General features: G+C 59.3%; 13 protein-coding genes. 8 read left to right on the top strand and 5 right to left on the bottom strand.

What is annotated here, in order from left to right; all coding sequences use genetic code 11:
* The first annotated feature begins 39 nt into the window (after positions 1-39).
* The 3 genes from lolA to serS all read left to right on the top strand — a co-directional run bounded on the left by lolA (position 40) and on the right by serS (position 3,407).
* On the top strand, positions 40-651 hold the full coding sequence (lolA, locus tag ACOWVD_RS08285; RefSeq protein WP_421105576.1) for an outer membrane lipoprotein chaperone LolA: 612 nt from the start codon (positions 40-42) through the stop codon (positions 649-651).
* Positions 652-718: 67 nt separating this feature from the next.
* Complete coding sequence (locus ACOWVD_RS08280; RefSeq protein ID WP_049241167.1) at positions 719-2,005, top strand: replication-associated recombination protein A; 1,287 nt, start codon at positions 719-721, stop codon at positions 2,003-2,005.
* A gap of 109 nt (positions 2,006-2,114) precedes the next feature.
* A complete protein-coding gene (gene serS / locus ACOWVD_RS08275; RefSeq protein ID WP_004928296.1) occupies positions 2,115-3,407 on the top strand; it encodes a serine--tRNA ligase in 1,293 nt (430 codons plus the stop codon).
* Positions 3,408-3,460: 53 nt separating this feature from the next.
* On the opposite strand, the gene ACOWVD_RS08270 is transcribed toward serS, so the two are convergent.
* The gene (locus ACOWVD_RS08270; RefSeq protein WP_049241133.1) at positions 3,461-3,826 is read right to left on the bottom strand and encodes a DUF1801 domain-containing protein; all 366 of its coding nucleotides are present in this window, start codon (positions 3,824-3,826) and stop codon (positions 3,461-3,463) included.
* Positions 3,827-3,989: 163 nt separating this feature from the next.
* Between ACOWVD_RS08270 and ACOWVD_RS08265 the strand changes: the two genes are divergently transcribed.
* Positions 3,990-5,141 (top strand): MFS transporter, encoded by a 1,152-nt coding sequence (locus tag ACOWVD_RS08265; protein WP_049187487.1) that lies wholly within the window; start codon positions 3,990-3,992, stop codon positions 5,139-5,141.
* 48 nt (positions 5,142-5,189) lie between these two features.
* On the opposite strand, the gene pflA is transcribed toward ACOWVD_RS08265, so the two are convergent.
* The 4 genes from pflA to ycaO all read right to left on the bottom strand — a co-directional run bounded on the left by pflA (position 5,190) and on the right by ycaO (position 11,634).
* Positions 5,190-5,930: a pyruvate formate lyase 1-activating protein gene (gene pflA / locus ACOWVD_RS08260; RefSeq protein WP_015377324.1), complete on the bottom strand. Its 741-nt coding sequence runs from the start codon at positions 5,928-5,930 to the stop codon at positions 5,190-5,192.
* A 281-nt stretch (positions 5,931-6,211) separates the two neighbouring features.
* Positions 6,212-8,494 carry a formate C-acetyltransferase gene (gene pflB, locus ACOWVD_RS08255; protein WP_004928286.1) on the bottom strand — a complete coding sequence of 761 codons (2,283 nt, stop codon included), beginning with the start codon at positions 8,492-8,494 and terminating at the stop codon, positions 6,212-6,214.
* A gap of 54 nt (positions 8,495-8,548) precedes the next feature.
* Positions 8,549-9,409: a formate transporter FocA gene (gene focA, locus ACOWVD_RS08250; RefSeq protein ID WP_004928284.1), complete on the bottom strand. Its 861-nt coding sequence runs from the start codon at positions 9,407-9,409 to the stop codon at positions 8,549-8,551.
* Positions 9,410-9,870: 461 nt separating this feature from the next.
* Positions 9,871-11,634: a 30S ribosomal protein S12 methylthiotransferase accessory factor YcaO gene (gene ycaO, locus ACOWVD_RS08245; protein WP_421105575.1), complete on the bottom strand. Its 1,764-nt coding sequence runs from the start codon at positions 11,632-11,634 to the stop codon at positions 9,871-9,873.
* Between the two features lie 148 nt (positions 11,635-11,782).
* On the opposite strand from ycaO, the gene ansB reads away from it, so the two are divergent.
* The 4 genes from ansB (at position 11,783) to cmk (ending at position 16,567) form a co-directional block, all read left to right on the top strand.
* Positions 11,783-12,829 (top strand): L-asparaginase 2, encoded by a 1,047-nt coding sequence (ansB, locus tag ACOWVD_RS08240; RefSeq protein ID WP_021504333.1) that lies wholly within the window; start codon positions 11,783-11,785, stop codon positions 12,827-12,829.
* Positions 12,830-13,131: 302 nt separating this feature from the next.
* Positions 13,132-14,217 carry a 3-phosphoserine/phosphohydroxythreonine transaminase gene (gene serC / locus ACOWVD_RS08235; protein WP_004928275.1) on the top strand — a complete coding sequence of 362 codons (1,086 nt, stop codon included), beginning with the start codon at positions 13,132-13,134 and terminating at the stop codon, positions 14,215-14,217.
* A 114-nt stretch (positions 14,218-14,331) separates the two neighbouring features.
* Positions 14,332-15,618, top strand: coding sequence for a 3-phosphoshikimate 1-carboxyvinyltransferase (aroA, locus tag ACOWVD_RS08230; protein ID WP_016928320.1), 1,287 nt, complete (start codon positions 14,332-14,334; stop codon positions 15,616-15,618).
* Positions 15,619-15,877: 259 nt separating this feature from the next.
* The gene (gene cmk, locus ACOWVD_RS08225; RefSeq protein ID WP_004928270.1) at positions 15,878-16,567 is read left to right on the top strand and encodes a (d)CMP kinase; all 690 of its coding nucleotides are present in this window, start codon (positions 15,878-15,880) and stop codon (positions 16,565-16,567) included.
* Positions 16,568-16,674: the final 107 nt, after the last annotated feature.

The raw sequence follows: 16,674 nt of genomic DNA, 5'->3' as shown, positions 1-16,674 counted from the left end.
CGCCCTGCGGTTAACGCATTTCATAAGGTATCTGGAATAATGAAAAAACTGTTAGTTGCCTGCTGTCTGCTTTCGGGATTCGCTGCTACCTCCGTGCTGGCCGACGCCGCACAGGATCTGCAAAGTCGCCTGGCGAAGGTGAACAGTTTCCACGCCAGCTTCTCGCAAACCGTGACCAGCGCCGAAGGCGCCGCGGTGCAACAGGGTGAAGGCGAGCTGTGGGTGAAGCGGCCGAACCTGTTCAACTGGCACATGACCTCACCCGATGAGAGCGTGCTGGTCTCCGATGGCCAAACCCTGTGGTTTTACAACCCGTTCGTCGAGCAGGTGACGGCGACCTGGTTGAAGAACGCCACCGGCAATACGCCGTTTATGCTGATCACCCGCAACAATGCCAGCGACTGGAAACAGTACAACGTGAAGCAAAAGGGCGATGATTTCGAGCTGACGCCGAAATCCGCCAGCGGCAACCTGAAGCAATTCGCCATCAGCGTGACCAACAGCGGCACCATCCGCAGCTTCGCCGCGGTGGAGCAGGACGGCCAGCGCAGCGCTTATACGCTGAAAAGCCAGCAGAACGTCACTGCCGATCCGGCCAAATTCAAATTTACCCCGCCGAAGGGGGTGACGCTGGACGACCAGCGCCAGTGAGGTGCAAGTGAGTAATAATCTGTCGCTCGATTTTTCCCAGAACGAGTTCCAGCCGTTGGCCGCGCGCATGCGGCCGACCACGCTGGCGCAGTATATCGGCCAGCAACACCTGCTGGCCGCCGGCAAGCCGCTGCCGCGCGCCATCGAGGCCGGGCAGCTGCACTCGATGATTTTATGGGGGCCGCCGGGCACCGGGAAGACGACGCTGGCAGAGCTGATCGGCCGTTATGGTCAGGCGGACGTCGAACGGATCTCCGCCGTGACCTCAGGGATCAAGGAGATCCGCGAGGCGATCGAACGGGCGCGGCAAAACCGCGACGCCGGCCGCCGCACTATTCTGTTCGTCGATGAAGTGCACCGCTTCAACAAAAGTCAGCAGGACGCCTTCCTGCCGCACATTGAAGACGGCACCATCACCTTTATCGGCGCCACTACCGAAAACCCGTCGTTCGAATTGAACTCGGCGCTGCTGTCGCGCGCCCGCGTGTATCTGCTTAAGGCGCTGACCGCCGAAGATATCGGCCAGGTGCTGGATCAGGCGATGAACGACAAGGCGCGCGGCTTTGGCGGCCAGAACGTCGAGCTGCCGGCGGAAACGCGCCGCCTGCTGTCGGAGTTGGTGGGCGGCGATGCGCGCCGGGCGCTGAACAGCCTGGAAATGATGGCGGACATGGCGGAGATCGACGCCAAAGGCGTGCGGGTGCTGACGCCGCAGCTGCTGAAAGAGGTGTCGGGCGAGCGCAGCGCGCGCTTCGACAACAAGGGCGACCGTTATTACGACCTGATTTCCGCGCTGCATAAATCGGTGCGCGGTTCGGCGCCGGACGCCGCGCTGTATTGGTATGCGCGCATCATTACCGCCGGCGGCGATCCGCTCTATGTGGCGCGCCGTCTGTTGGCGATCGCCTCTGAAGACGTGGGCAACGCCGATCCGCGCGGCATGCAGGTGGCGATCGCCGCCTGGGATTGCTTCACCCGCGTGGGGCCGGCGGAGGGCGAGCGCGCCATCGCGCAGGCGATCGTGTATCTGGCCTGCGCACCGAAAAGCAACGCGGTTTACACCGCGTTCAAGGCCGCCATGCGTGACGCCAAAGAGCAGGCCGATTATGACGTGCCGGAGCATTTGCGCAACGCGCCGACCAAGCTGATGAAGGAGATGGGGCTGGGGGCGGAGTACCGTTACGCCCACGACGAACCCAACGCCTACGCCGCCGGCGAGAACTACTTCCCGCCCGAAATGGCCCATACGCGCTACTACCAACCGACCTCGCGCGGGCTGGAAGGGAAAATCGGCGAAAAGTTGGCATGGCTGGCTGAGCAGGATCAAAATAGCCCGACAAAACGCTACCGCTAGCGTGGCCGTTGCGGTAAGGTTAGCGGGTATCACTCTTCTTTTATGCGGCTATAAATCAGCCGCATAGAACAACAACACTTCTTTCAATAACAACAAGCACAGGATTAGCATGCTCGATCCCAATCTGCTGCGTAATGAGCTAGACGCAGTCGCCGTCAAACTGGCTCGCCGAGGCTTTAAACTCGATCTGGATCTGCTGCGTTCGCAGGAAGAACGCCGCAAAGTTCTGCAGGTAGAAACTGAAACGCTGCAAGCGGAACGCAACTCCCGATCGAAATCCATCGGCGCGGCCAAAGCGCGTGGGGAAGACATCGAGCCGCTGCGTCGCGAAGTGAACGAGCTGGGTGACAAGCTGGATGCCGCCAAGGCGGCGCTGGATGCGCTGCAGAGCGAGATCCGCGATTACGCTCTGACGCTGCCTAACCTGCCGGACGACGCGGTGCCGGATGGTAAAGACGACAGCGAAAACCTGGAAGTCACCCGCTGGGGTGAACCGCGCCAATACGACTTCGCGGTGCGTGATCATGTCGATCTGGGCGAAATGGCCGGCGGGCTGGATTTTGCCGCCGCAGTTAAGCTGACCGGTTCACGCTTCGTGGTGATGAAAGGGCAAATCGCCCGCATGCACCGCGCGCTGTCCCAGTTCATGCTGGATCTGCACACCGAGCAGCATGGCTACCTGGAGGCCTACGTGCCTTATCTGGTCAACCACGCCACGCTGTATGGCACCGGCCAGCTGCCGAAGTTCGGCGAAGATCTGTTCCATACCCGCCCGCTGGAAGAAGAAGCCGACAGCAGCAACTACGCGTTGATCCCAACGGCGGAAGTGCCGCTGACCAACCTGGTGCGCGACGAGATCGTGGAAGAGGAATCTCTGCCGCTGAAGATGACCGCACACACGCCATGCTTCCGTGCGGAAGCCGGTTCTTACGGCCGCGACACCCGTGGTTTGATCCGTATGCACCAGTTCGACAAGGTTGAAATGGTGCAGATCGTCCGTCCGGAAGATTCGATGGATGCCCTGGAAGAACTGACCGGCCACGCGGAAAAAGTGCTGCAGCTGCTGAACTTGCCTTACCGCAAGGTGCTGCTGTGCACCGGCGACATGGGCTTCGGCGCGTGCAAGACTTACGATCTGGAAGTGTGGCTGCCGGCGCAGAACACCTACCGCGAGATCTCGTCCTGCTCCAACATGTGGGACTTCCAGGCGCGTCGCATGCAGGCGCGCTGCCGCAGCAAGGCCGACAAGAAACCGCGTCTGGTTCACACGCTGAACGGTTCCGGCCTGGCGGTCGGCCGTACGCTGGTGGCGGTGCTGGAAAACTACCAGCAGGCCGACGGCCGCATTCAGGTGCCTGAAGTGCTGCGTCCTTATATGGGCGGCCTGGAATATATCGGCTGAACAGCCAATCACTAGAAAAAAGCGCCTGCGGGCGCTTTTTTTATGTCGAGAATTCAGCCTTTCGCCAGCGCGTAGGCTTGTTTAATGTAGTCCGCCAGGTGCTTGCTTTTCACTTCGGCGGGCGAGTGAAGCTTGATGTGCCGCCGATATTGGCCGTTGCCTTCAAGTTGCTGATAGCGATCTTCCAGTCGGTGCCCTTGGCCGAATTCCACCGTGACGTGATTGCGGTAGGCGAAAACGCCGCAGAAAAATTGAGTATGCGAGAACATGATGCCGCCGTATTTGACCGATTCGCTGACGCCACTGCCGCTCACCGTGGCGATCCGGCGCACCTGTTGTACGATCTCCAGCAGCTCGCCGTGCGTGCTGCCGATGTCCGCCAGCAAGGTCTCGACCGCCGCATTATTTGCCTGACTCATCTCGCTTCTCCGTCGTTAAATCCGCTCTGCGCTGAGCATAGCGCTTTTTCACCCGCTTAGCCGGAAACAAATCGTGCGCTGGAATGATAAGAGGCGATTGACTTTTTTATCGCCAGTGGCATGATGCGCGCACTCTCATTGCGCGTTCGGTCACAATTTCACTATGTCCGCTTACTCCCGCCCAGTGCTCCTGTTGCTCTGCGGCCTGTTGTTGCTCACGGTATCCATTGCCGTTTTGAATACGTTAGTGCCTCTTTGGTTAACCCATGCTCAGCTGTCGACCTGGCAAGTGGGAATGGTCAGCTCCTCTTATTTCAGCGGCAACCTGTTGGGCACGTTGGTGGCGGGCAAACTGATCCAGCGCGTCGGCTTCACCCGCAGCTACCATCTCTCCTGTTTGTTGTTCGCCGCCGCGACCGCCGGCATGGTGCTGTCGATCGATTTCTGGAGCTGGCTGGGCTGGCGCTTCTTCGCCGGCGTCGGTTGCGCCTGGATCTGGGTGATTGTGGAAAGCGCGCTGCTGCGCAGCGGTAATCTCAGCAACCGCGGCCAACTGCTGGCGGCCTATATGATTGTCTATTACCTCGGTACGGTGACCGGCCAATTGCTGTTGAGCATGACCTCGACCGAATTGCTGCACGTGGTGCCGTGGGTGACCGCCATCGTGATCAGCGCCATGCTGCCGATGCTGTTCGCGCGGGTCAACCGCCATGAAGACGAGCCGCAGCAGGCGGCGGTGTGGTCTATGCTGAGACGCCGCAGCGCGCGCCTCGGCATCAACGGCTGCATCATCTCCGGCATCGTGCTCGGTTCGCTGTACGGCCTGATGCCGCTGTATCTCTCCCATCAGGGCATGAGCGACGCCAACGTCGGCTACTGGATGGCGCTGCTGGTCAGCTCCGGCATCGTCGGCCAATGGCCGGTCGGACGCCTGGCCGATCGTTACGGGCGCCTGCTGGTGCTGCGCATTCAGGTGTTCGTGGTGATCCTCGCCAGCGTGGCGATGCTCGGCAACTACGCCATGGCGCCTTCACTGTTCATCCTCGGCTGCGCCGGCTTTACCCTGTATCCGGTGGCGATGTCCTGGGCCTGTGAGAAGGCGCTGCCGCACGAGCTGGTGGCGATGAACCAGGCGCTGCTGATGAGCTACACCATCGGCAGCCTGCTGGGTCCGTCGATGACGGCGCTGCTGATGCAGAACTACTCTGACCGCGTACTGTTCGTGATGATCGCCGCCGTGGCGCTGGTTTACCTGCTGATGCTGCTGAAGAAGCAGAAGCCGGATCACCATCACACGCCGTTCGCCGCCGCCTGAGCATAAAAAAACCGGCTATGAGCCGGTTTTTCTTTGGCGCTGCGCCAATCAGTAAATCACTTTGTGGCCGTAGCTTTCCAGGATGCCTTTGACGCGATCCATGGTCTCGGCCTTCGGCGGATGAACGCCGTCCAGCTTGTACTCTTCCCCCATCGCCACCCATTTGTGCTTGCCCAGCTCGTGGTAGGGCAGCAGCTCGATTTTCTCGATGTTGGTCATGTCTTTGGTAAACTCGCCCAGCAAATGCGCCGATTTGTCGTCGTCTGACCAACCCGGCACCACCACGTAGCGGATCCAGGTGCGCTGGTTGCGTTTCGCCAGGTAGCGGGCGAATTCCAGCGTGCGATGGTTGGAGACGCCGACCAGATTCTGATGGATCTCATCGTTCATCTGTTTCAGATCCAGCATCACCAGATCGGTGGTGTCCAGCAGCTCGTCGATCACCGGATCGTAGCGGCGCACGAAGCCGTTGGTATCCAGGCAGGTATTGATGCCTTCGGCATGGCAGGCGCGGAACCAGTCGCGCACGAATTCAGCCTGCAGGATCGCTTCGCCGCCGGATGCGGTCACGCCGCCGCCGGAAGCGTTCATGAAGTGGCGGTAGGCCACCGCGTCTTTCATCAGCTCTTCGACGGTCACTTCTTTGCCGCCGTGGGTATCCCAGGTGTCGCGGTTATGGCAATAGAGGCAGCGCATCAGGCAGCCTTGGAAGAAGACGATAAAGCGGATCCCTGGCCCGTCGACGGTGCCGCAGGATTCGAAGGAGTGGATGCGACCAGTTACTGACATTGCGGGGTTTTCTCCAATATTGACTGTCAAACGCAGTCTAAAAATAGGCGCGTGGCCGCCGGCCAGGTATCTGCGATGCAGTGGCGGAGTGAGCCCGCCACCGGGGGTAATGATGCCTGTCGGCCGGTCAGTTGCCGGATAACTGTTTTGCCGGCTATCCATTCAGTATAGATGTCCGGCAAAACAGACTCGTACAGAGTCAGGGGAGAGCGGTGGGAGAAAAGGGCCGGCAGAACCGGCCCTGACGTTGCTACCGAGCGGTTTCCCGCCCGGCTGGCGCATTACATCGTTTGAGTGAAAGTACGAGTAATGACGTCCTGCTGTTGCTCTTTGGTCAGCGAGTTGAAGCGCACGGCGTAACCGGAGACGCGGATGGTCAGCTGAGGGTATTTCTCAGGGTTTTCCATCGCGTCCAGCAGCATTTCGCGGTTCATTACGTTGACGTTCAGGTGCTGGCCGCCTTCGATGGAGGCTTCATGGTGGAAGTAACCATCCATCAGGCCCGCCAGGTTGGCTTTACGCACGTCGTCGTCTTTACCCAGCGCGTTAGGCACGATGGAGAAGGTGTAGGAGATCCCGTCTTTCGCGTAGGCAAACGGCAGTTTGGCTACCGAGGTCAGGGAGGCTACTGCGCCTTTCTGGTCGCGGCCGTGCATCGGGTTGGCACCTGGGCCGAATGGTGCGCCGGCGCGGCGGCCATCCGGGGTGTTACCGGTTTTCTTACCGTACACCACGTTGGATGTGATGGTCAGTACGGACTGGGTCGGTACCGCGTTGCGGTAGGTGCGCAGTTTCTGAATTTTCTTCATGAAACGCTCAACCAGGTCGCAGGCGATGTCATCGACGCGGGCGTCGTTGTTACCGAACTGCGGATACTCGCCTTCCACTTTGAAGTCGATAGCCAGGCCGTCTTCGTCGCGAATGGTGGTGACTTTCGCGTACTTGATGGCGGACAGGGAGTCGGCCGCCACGGACAGACCGGCGATGCCGCAAGCCATGGTGCGATAAACGTCACGGTCATGCAGCGCCATCAGCGCAGCTTCGTAGCTGTACTTGTCGTGCATGTAGTGAATGATGTTCAGCGCGGTCACGTACTGCTTGGCCAGCCAATCCATAAAGTGGTCCATGCGCGCCATGACTTTGTCATAGTCCAGCACTTCGTCCATCATCGGCGCTTCTTTCGGGCCGACCTGCATTTTCAGTTTTTCGTCAACGCCGCCGTTGATGGCGTACAGCATGGTTTTCGCCAGGTTGGCGCGGGCGCCGAAGAACTGCATTTGTTTGCCGACGATCATCGGGCTGACGCAGCAAGCGATGGCGTAGTCATCGTTGTTGAAGTCAGGGCGCATCAGGTCGTCGTTTTCGTACTGAACGGAAGAGGTGTCGATGGACACTTTCGCCGCGAATTTCTTGAAGTTCAGCGGCAGCTTCTCAGACCACAGGATGGTCATGTTCGGTTCCGGAGACGGCCCCATGGTGTACAGGGTGTTCAGGAAGCGGAAGCTGTTTTTGGTGACCAGGGTACGGCCGTCGACGCCCATACCGGCCAGGGACTCAGTCGCCCAGATTGGGTCGCCGGAGAACAGCTCATCGTACTCAGGGGTACGCAGGAAGCGCACCATCCGCAGTTTCATCACCAGGTGGTCGATCAGCTCCTGCGCTTGCTCTTCGGTCAGTTTGCCCGCCTTGATGTCGCGCTCGATGAACACGTCGAGGAAGGTGGACACGCGGCCGAAGGACATGGCGGCGCCGTTCTGGGATTTCACCGCGGCCAGGTAGCCGAAGTAGGTCCACTGCACCGCTTCTTGCGCGCTGGTGGCTGGGCCGGAGATGTCGTAACCGTATTTGGCGGCCATCTCTTTGATCTGAGCCAGAGCGCGATGCTGTTCAGCGATCTCTTCGCGCAGCTGGATGGTCATTTCCAGGTCTTCGCCGTTTTCCAGTTTTTCCTGCAGCGATTTGAACTGGTTCAGCTTGTCGGCCATCAGGAAGTCGATACCGTACAGCGCAACGCGGCGGTAGTCGCCGATGATGCGGCCGCGGCCGTAGGCGTCCGGCAGACCGGTCAGCACGCCGGATTTACGGCAGTTCAGGATGTCTTTGGTGTAAACGTCGAATACGCCCTGGTTGTGGGTTTTGCGGTATTCGGTGAACACTTTTTTCAGCTGCGGATCCAGTTCGCGGCCGTACACTTTGCACGAACCTTCGACCATTTTGATGCCGCCGAACGGGATCAGCGCGCGTTTCAGCGGGGCGTCGGTCTGCAGACCCACGATGGTTTCCAGCTCTTTGGCGATGTAACCCGCGTCGTGAGAAACGATGGTTGAAGCAACGTTGGTGTCGAAATCAACCGGCGCATGAGTGCGGTTTTCCAGTTTGATCCCTTCCATAACCTTGTCCCACAAGGTGGTGGTGGCTTGAGTAGCGCCAGCCAGGAAGGATTCGTCACCCTCATAAGGCGTGTAGTTTTTCTGGATGAAGTCACGAACGTTGACTTCATTCTGCCAGTCACCCTTGCTGAAACCTTCCCAAGCGTTGGCTAATTTCTCGTTAAGTTCGGTCATTGTACACCTACCTTTGATTGTGGATTTCTAACTCTGCGCGCGGTTACTCACAGCTTAGTGCTGCTCGCGGCCCCCGCGCAGATAAATTACCCAGTAAGTCAACCCAACCAGCAGACCACCGCCGATGATGTTACCGAGGGTGACCGGAATCAGGTTGTCGATGATGAAGTTGCTTACTGTCAGATGAGCGAATTGCTCAGGTACCGCCCCTACGGCTTGCCAGAATTCCGGCGTGGCGAAGTGTTTGACCACGATGCCCATAGGGATCATAAACATGTTGGCGATGCTGTGCTCGAAGCCGCTGGCGACAAACATCCCGACCGGCAGCACCATGGCGAGCATCTTGTCGGTCAGGGTGCGGCCGGAGTAGCTCATCCAGACCGCCAGGCAGACCATCAGGTTGGCCAGAATGCCGAGGCACACGGCTTCGATGAAGGTGTGATGCAGCTTGTGGTCTGCGGTTTGCAGGACATTCAGGCCCCACTGGCCGTTGGCGACCATATACTCGCCGGAGAACCAGATCAGCGCCACGAAGAACAGCGCGCCGACCAGGTTGCCGAGATAAACGTTCAGCCAGTTGGCGCCCAGCTGGCCCCAGCTGATGCGGCCGCTGGCCTTGGCGATGACGATAAGCACGGTAGAGGTGAACAGGTCGGCGCCCGACACCACCACCAGCATTAACCCGAGAGAGAAGCAGATGCCGCCGACCAGTTTCGCCAGCCCGAAAGGCACGCCGGCGGTGCCGGTGGTCGCCGTGATGTAGAAGACGAAGGCGATGGAAATGAAGACACCGGCGGTGATCGCCAAATAAAACGTTTTCAGCGGATGTTTGGTGGCTTTATACACGCCGGCATCTTCAGCGATTTTCGCCGTTGCCGCAGGTAAAATCAGATCGAAGGGGCTGTCAGTTTTCAAACTAACTCTCGCTCTTAAGGGTTAAAACAACGCAATGAGATACTAGCAAAGCAGTATAGGGGAAAATTTGATTTGGATCATAAGGCGGGGAAGTAGAGCGGTGAAATGGCGTGTTTTTTGTGTGGTTTTTATGGTTAATTTATTGATTTTTAATAAAAAACAATTTTTTAATGTTTGCAAATTTTTTTGAATCCACCGAGTGGTCGGCGTGGAGTAAAGTTAAATTTTTAGGCGTTTTGTCGCCGCGCGGCGTTGAAAGTTTAATTATCGGTTAATTATTATTTCACCGTCCGGCAACAATTGACGGTTTATTTATTTTTATGGTCGTTTAACCACCTATTTCCCGGCGAAAAAATAAAACCGAATGCGTTGAAATAAACCGCAAAATTGAAAACGCCGCAACGGAGTGCGGCGTTTGGCAACAGGGGTACTCCCAAAATGGCAGTATCCCCTGATGATGCTTAGGCCTTGGCCCAGTGGCGGCGTTTGGCCGCCTGCAGCTTCTCGTAAGCCGCCAGCAGCGCCTGATGGGCCGGCAGCGCCTTCAGATCGGCATCGACGGCGAACAGCCCGTTGAAGCGCTCTTCACCGCTGATGGCGGCGGAGGCGGCGTCGACCGCTTCCTGGCCGTACATCTTCACGAACGCGGTATAGTACTGCGCCGCTTCGCGTTCAGGCTCCTGCGCCAGCAGCAGCAGCGTTTGCAGGCAGCGGTAGTAGTTGCTGCGCGCCGGGCTCAGCACCGAGGCGTTGAAGTCCTGCGTCCATTCGGTCCAGATCAGCGCCTGATCCAGATCGCCGCCCGCCAGCGCCAGCATCGATTTCAGCTCGCCCACGCGCAGGGTATACCAGGCGTTGTCTTTGCCGCTGGCAATGCCCAGCAGTTCGCGCACGCGGGTGAAATCGTCCAGCCCTTCGTCGTCCAACTGCTCGATCAGCGCCAGGTATTCTTCCGGATCCCACTCGCTGCCCGGCAGCGCCAGCAGCGTATCGCGCAGGTGCGCGCCCATGCTGTTGTTAGCCAGCAGCAGGTCTTCCGCCGGGTAGATATCGGACATGCCCGGCACGATGATGCGGCAAGCGTAGACGCCCAGGTGCTCGTAGTCGGCGATGTACACTTCCGCGTCTTCCTTGTCGAAGATGCTCATCAGGGTGGCGAACTCTTCCTGCGTGCTGCCGCTGAAGTTCCAGTCAACGAACGGGTAATCGGCATCCTGTTTGAACAGATCCCAGGAAATCAGGCCGCTCGAGTCGATGAAGTGCGTTTCCAGGTTGGTGTGTTCCGCCACTTCTTCGTCATCGAAGGTCGGCGCGGTGAACACGTCGAGATCTTTCAGGCTGCGGCCCTGCAGCAGTTCGGTTACCGTGCGCTCCAGCGCCACGCCGAAGTCCGGGTGCGCGCCGAATGAAGCGAAGCAGGTGCCGTTGGTCGGGTTGAACAGCACCACGCAGATCACCGGGTAGTTGCCGCCCAGCGAGGCGTCATAGGAGAGGATCGGGAAACCTTCCTCTTCCAGCTTGGCGATAGCTTCCACCACGCCCGGGTAGCGGTTCAGCACCTCGTCCGGGATCGCCGGCAGGCTGATGGATTCGGCGATGATGCGGTTTTTCACATAACGCTCGAACACTTCCGACAGGCCCTGCACGCGCGCTTCGTTGGCGGTGTTGCCGGCGGACATGCCGTTGGAAACATACAGGTTGCCGATGATATTCATCGGGATGTACACGGTTTGCTGGTCGGACTGACGGGTAAACGGCAGTGCACACACGCCACGATCGGCGTTGCCGGACTGCAGATCGACCAGATCGCTGGCGCTCAGCTCTTGCTGCGGATCGTAGAAGGCGTGCAGACGTTCGTCGAGGATGCCGGCCGGCAGCGCATCGTCTTCAGGGATCGGGAACCATTTCTCATTCGGATAGTGCACGAAGTCGCCTTCGGCGATCTGCTTGCCCAGATAGAAATCGGCGAAGAAGTAGTTGGTGGACAGGCGCTCGAAATATTCACCCAGCGCGGAGGCCAGCGCGGCTTTTTTGCTGGCGCCTTTGCCGTTGGTGAAGCACAGCGGGCAATCGCGATCGCGGATGTGCACCGACCACACGTGCGGCACCGGGTTCAGCCAGGAGGCTTCTTCGATGTTGAAACCGAGATCGCTCAGTTTCTGCTGGAAACGGGAGATGGAGTCTTCCAGGGCGGCGTCTTTACCGGGGATAAAAGTTTGCGTCATTGTCTTCACTTTTTGCGCGTACTAAAAACGCGCAATGATACGGGGTTTTACGCTGGAGCTCCATGTATTCCTAAAGCGGTGGCAAAGTCACAGTTTTTTTAAGGATAAAGGCCATAATTCAGCAAGTTATCTGTCACGGAGAAATCTAATGAAATCAGTGAAACTCAGCGCGTTAACCCTCTTGTTGACCGGTGTCAGCGCCTCGGCGCTGGCGCTGCCCAACATCACCCTGCTGGCGACCGGCGGCACTATCGCCGGCGGCGGCGATTCGGCGACGAAATCCAACTATACCGCGGGCAAACTGGGCGTCGAGGCGTTGGTCGATGCGGTGCCGGCGCTGAAAGATATCGCCAACGTGCAGGGGGAACAGGTGGTGAACATCGGCTCGCAGGACATGAACGATCAGGTCTGGCTGACGCTGGCGAAGAAAATTGACGCCGACTGCGGCAAAACCGACGGCTTCGTCATCACCCACGGCACCGATACGCTGGAAGAGACGGCCTATTTCCTTGATTTGACGGTGAAATGCGACAAGCCGGTGGTGTTGGTGGGGGCGATGCGGCCGGCGACGGCGATGAGCGCCGACGGCCCGTTCAACCTGTATAACGCGGTGGTGACGGCGGCAGATCCGCAATCGGCCAATCGCGGGGTGCTGGTGGCGATGAACGACACCGTGCTGGACGCGCGTGACGTCACCAAGACCAATACCACCGCCGTGCAGACCTTCCAGTCGCCAAACTACGGCCCACTGGGGTATATCCACAACGGCAAGATCGATTACCAGCGCTCGCCGCAGCGTAAGCATACCCGGGAGACGCCGTTCGACGTCAGCAAGCTGAACGAGCTGCCGAAGGTCGGCATCGTCTACAACTACGCCAACGCCTCCGATGCGCCGGCCAAGGCGCTGATCGCCGAAGGCTATCAGGGTATCGTCAGCGCCGGGGTCGGCAACGGCAACCTGTATAAAACCGTGTTCGACACCCTGGCGACGGCGGCGCACAACGGCGTGGCGGTGGTGCGTTCTTCGCGCGTGCCGACCGGCGCCACCACCGAGGATGCGGAAGTGGACGACGCCAAGTACGGCTTCGTGGCCGCCGGCACGCTGAATCCGCAAAAGGCGCGCATTCTGCTGCAGCTGGCGCTGACGCAAACCAAAGACGCGAAGCAGATCCAGCAGATGTTTAATCAGTACTGATCGTTTCCTCTCCTGCGGGGGCCATCCGGGCTCCCGCAGCCATGTTGGCTGAATACAGCATAAAACACCGCGTTAACCCGCTGAATTTCCCCATGTCACAGGGTTTTATCGTCCAAACAATCGCGACGGCCGCAGAGCCTGTCATCACCCGGCACGGCCGTTTGCCGCCGACGGGCGAATAAGCGTTGCAGCCATGGGGCGTGAGTGATAAAACCGATGGGTTGGTTAACGCGAGCGTTAACTTCGGGCGTCTTTTCGACAGGTCGCTTTTCTGCGGCGAACAGTGAATGTGGTGAGGGGAAATGACTCAGGTTTATAATTTTAGCTCTGGTCCGGCGATGCTGCCGGTGGAAGTGTTGCGTCGTGCGGAACAGGAACTGTGCAACTGGCACGGCCTGGGAACGTCTGTGATGGAGATCAGTCACCGCAGCAAAGAATTCATCGCCGTTGCCGAGCAGGCGGAACAGGATCTGCGCGATCTGCTGAAAGTCCCCTCCAACTATAAAGTGCTGTTTTGCCACGGCGGCGCCCGCGCGCAGTTCGCCGCGCTGCCGCTGAACCTGCTGGGCGACAAGGCCACCGCCGACTATATCGACGGCGGCTATTGGGCGCACAGCGCCATCAAGGAAGCGGAAAAGTATTGCGCCCCGAACGTCATCGACGTGAAAACCCGCATCGACGGCCTGAGCGGCATCACGCCGATGAAAGAGTGGCAACTGAGCAACGACGCGGCTTACGTGCACTATTGCCCGAATGAGACCATCGACGGCGTGGCCATCGATGAAACGCCGGACTTCGGCGACAAAGTGGTGATCGGCGATTACTCCTCGACCATCCTGTCCCGCCCGCTCGACGTCAGCCGTTTCGGCGTGATTTACGCCGGCGCGCAGAAAAATATCGGCCCGGCCGGCCTGACGCTGGTGATCGTGCGCGACGATCTGCTGGGCAAGGCGCGCAAAGAAGTGCCGTCTATCCTTGATTACACCGTGCTGGCCGAGAACGGCTCGATGTTCAACACCCCGCCGACCTTCGCCTGGTACTTGTCCGGGCTGGTGTTCAAATGGCTGAAAGAGCAGGGCGGCCTGGTGGAGATGCAAAAACGCAATCAGGCCAAGGCCGAGCTGCTGTACGCAACCATCGATAAATCCGACTTTTACCGCAGCCAGGTGGCGATCGCCAACCGTTCCTGGATGAACGTGCCGTTCCAGCTGGCCGATGCGGCGCTGGACAAGGTGTTCCTCAGCGAAGCCGAGGCCATCGGCCTGCAGGCGCTGAAAGGCCACCGGGTAGTTGGCGGCATGCGCGCTTCTATTTACAATGCCATGCCGCTGGCCGGCGTCCAGGCGCTGACCGACTTCATGGCCGACTTCGAACGTCGTCACGGTTGATTCCGGCAGCCCGCCAGGCGCGGGCGGCCTCAGGCTGTTGTCCTTTTGCATTAAAGCGGCTCCGGCATTATTCCGGAGCCGTTTCGTTTATCAGAATTGGAGAGTTTTGTTCACATGGTGGATTCCCTGACGTTACAACCGGTCGCCCTGGTCAATGGCACCGTCAACTTACCCGGCTCGAAGAGCGTTTCTAACCGCGCTCTGCTGCTGGCGGCGCTGGCGGAGGGAACGACCCGGCTGACCAACCTGCTGGACAGCGACGACGTGCGTCATATGCTGAATGCGCTGCAGGCGTTGGGTGTGAACTACCGGCTTTCCGCCGACCGCACCGTGTGTGAAGTGACCGGCGTGGCCGGGCCGTTGGTGGCCAACCAGCCGCTGGAACTGTTCCTCGGCAATGCCGGCACCGCGATGCGCCCACTGGCGGCGGCGCTGTGCCTCGGTGAAGGCGACGTGGTGCTGACCGGGGAACCCCGCATGAAAGAACGCCCGATCGGCCATCTGGTGGACGCGTTGCGCCAGGGCGGGGCGCAGATTGATTACCTCGAACAGACCGATTACCCGCCGATTCGCCTACGCGGCGGTTTCCAGGGCGGCGATGTCACCGTTGACGGCAGCGTCTCCAGCCAGTTCCTGACCGCGTTGCTGATGACCGCGCCCCTGGCGCCGCAGGATACGCAGATCCACATCAAGGGCGAGCTGGTTTCCAAGCCGTACATCGACATCACGCTGCACCTGATGCGCACCTTCGGCGTATCGGTGAGCCACGACAACTACCGGGTATTCCATATCCAGGGGCGCCAGACGTATATCGCGCCGGGCGATTACCTGGTTGAGGGCGACGCTTCTTCCGCCTCTTACTTCCTGGCGGCGGCGGCGATCAAGGGCGGCACCGTGCGCGTGACCGGCATCGGTCGCAAAAGCGTGCAGGGCGACACCAAGTTTGCCGACGTGCTGGAGAAAATGGGCGCGCGCATCACCTGGGGCGACGATTTCATCGAGTGCAGCCGCGGTGAACTGCGCGGCATCGACATGGACATGAACCACATTCCCGACGCGGCGATGACCATCGCCACCGCAGCGCTGTTCGCCGAGGGGCCGACCACCATCCGCAATATCTACAACTGGCGGGTGAAGGAGACCGACCGTCTGGCGGCGATGGCCACCGAGCTGCGTAAAGTGGGGGCGGAAGTGGACGAAGGCGAAGACTACATTCACGTCGTGCCGCCGGCCAAACTGCAGTTCGCCGAGATCGGCACCTACAACGATCACCGCATGGCAATGTGCTTCTCGCTGGTGGCGCTGTCGGATACGCCGGTCACCATTCTCGATCCGAAATGCACCGCGAAGACCTTCCCGGATTATTTCGAACAGCTGGCGCGCATCAGCCAGCCGGCGTAACCCGTCAAATCGTTTATTTTAAGGCCCCTTTGCGGGCCTTTATCGTTTTTAACCTTTGGCGACCGGCGTTTCTTCTATACTTTTTCGCGGTTATGCGCTTATTTTCAACAACCGGATAGTTCCAGGGTAACAGATCGCCGTAGGGCAGCGTATAATACGCCACCGTATTTGCCCCTGATTGGGCAGGTGACAGAGCTCACGGGCTTCGAGTCGAAGCACGCCGTGTCTCTGTGAGGTTTTCTACCTGAAGGAGAGAGAAATGACGGCTACAGCCCCGGTGATAACCGTTGATGGACCAAGTGGCGCGGGCAAAGGCACGCTGTGTAAAGCGTTGGCCGAGTCCCTTGGTTGGCGTTTGCTGGACTCCGGCGCGATCTATCGCGTGCTGGCGCTGGCGGCGTTGCATCATCAGGTGGATATCACTTCTGAGGAAGCGCTGGTTCCGCTGGCCGCACATCTCGATGTTCGCTTCGTTGCCCAGGACGGCAAGCTGCAGGTGATTTTGGAAGGTGAGGACGTCAGTAATGAGATCCGCACCGAAACCGTCGGCAACACCGCGTCGCAAGCGGCTGCGTTTCCGCGCGTGCGCGAGGCGTTGCTGCGCCGCCAGCGCGCATTCCGCGAGGCGCCCGGCCTGATTGCCGATGGCCGCGACATGGGCACGGTGGTGTTCCCTGACGCGCCGGTCAAGATTTTCCTCGACGCCAGCTCGGAGGAGCGCGCGCACCGCCGCATGCTGCAGTTGCAGGAGAAAGGCTTTAATGTTAACTTTGAACGTCTTTTAGCCGAGATAAAGGAACGGGACGACCGTGACCGTAATCGGCCTATCGCGCCTCTGGTGCCCGCTTCTGACGCCCTCGTGCTGGATTCTACCAGCATGTCGATCGAAGAAGTGATCCGGCAGGCGTTGACGTATGCACAGAAAGTGTTGGCGTTGCCGCAGCAATAAGCGCGGCGGCGCTATTGGCTTTTTGTCATATTTGTCATAGCGGTATCGCAATATATCGGGTAAAATTTTACCCCTGTAACCTTAAACCCTGTCGGCATGGAGCCAAT

The sequence above is a fragment of the Serratia sp. SA088 genome (genome assembly GCF_049065515.1).
Lineage (GTDB): Bacteria > Pseudomonadota > Gammaproteobacteria > Enterobacterales > Enterobacteriaceae > Serratia > Serratia nematodiphila.
This window is presented reverse-complemented; position numbering and strand designations above follow the sequence as displayed.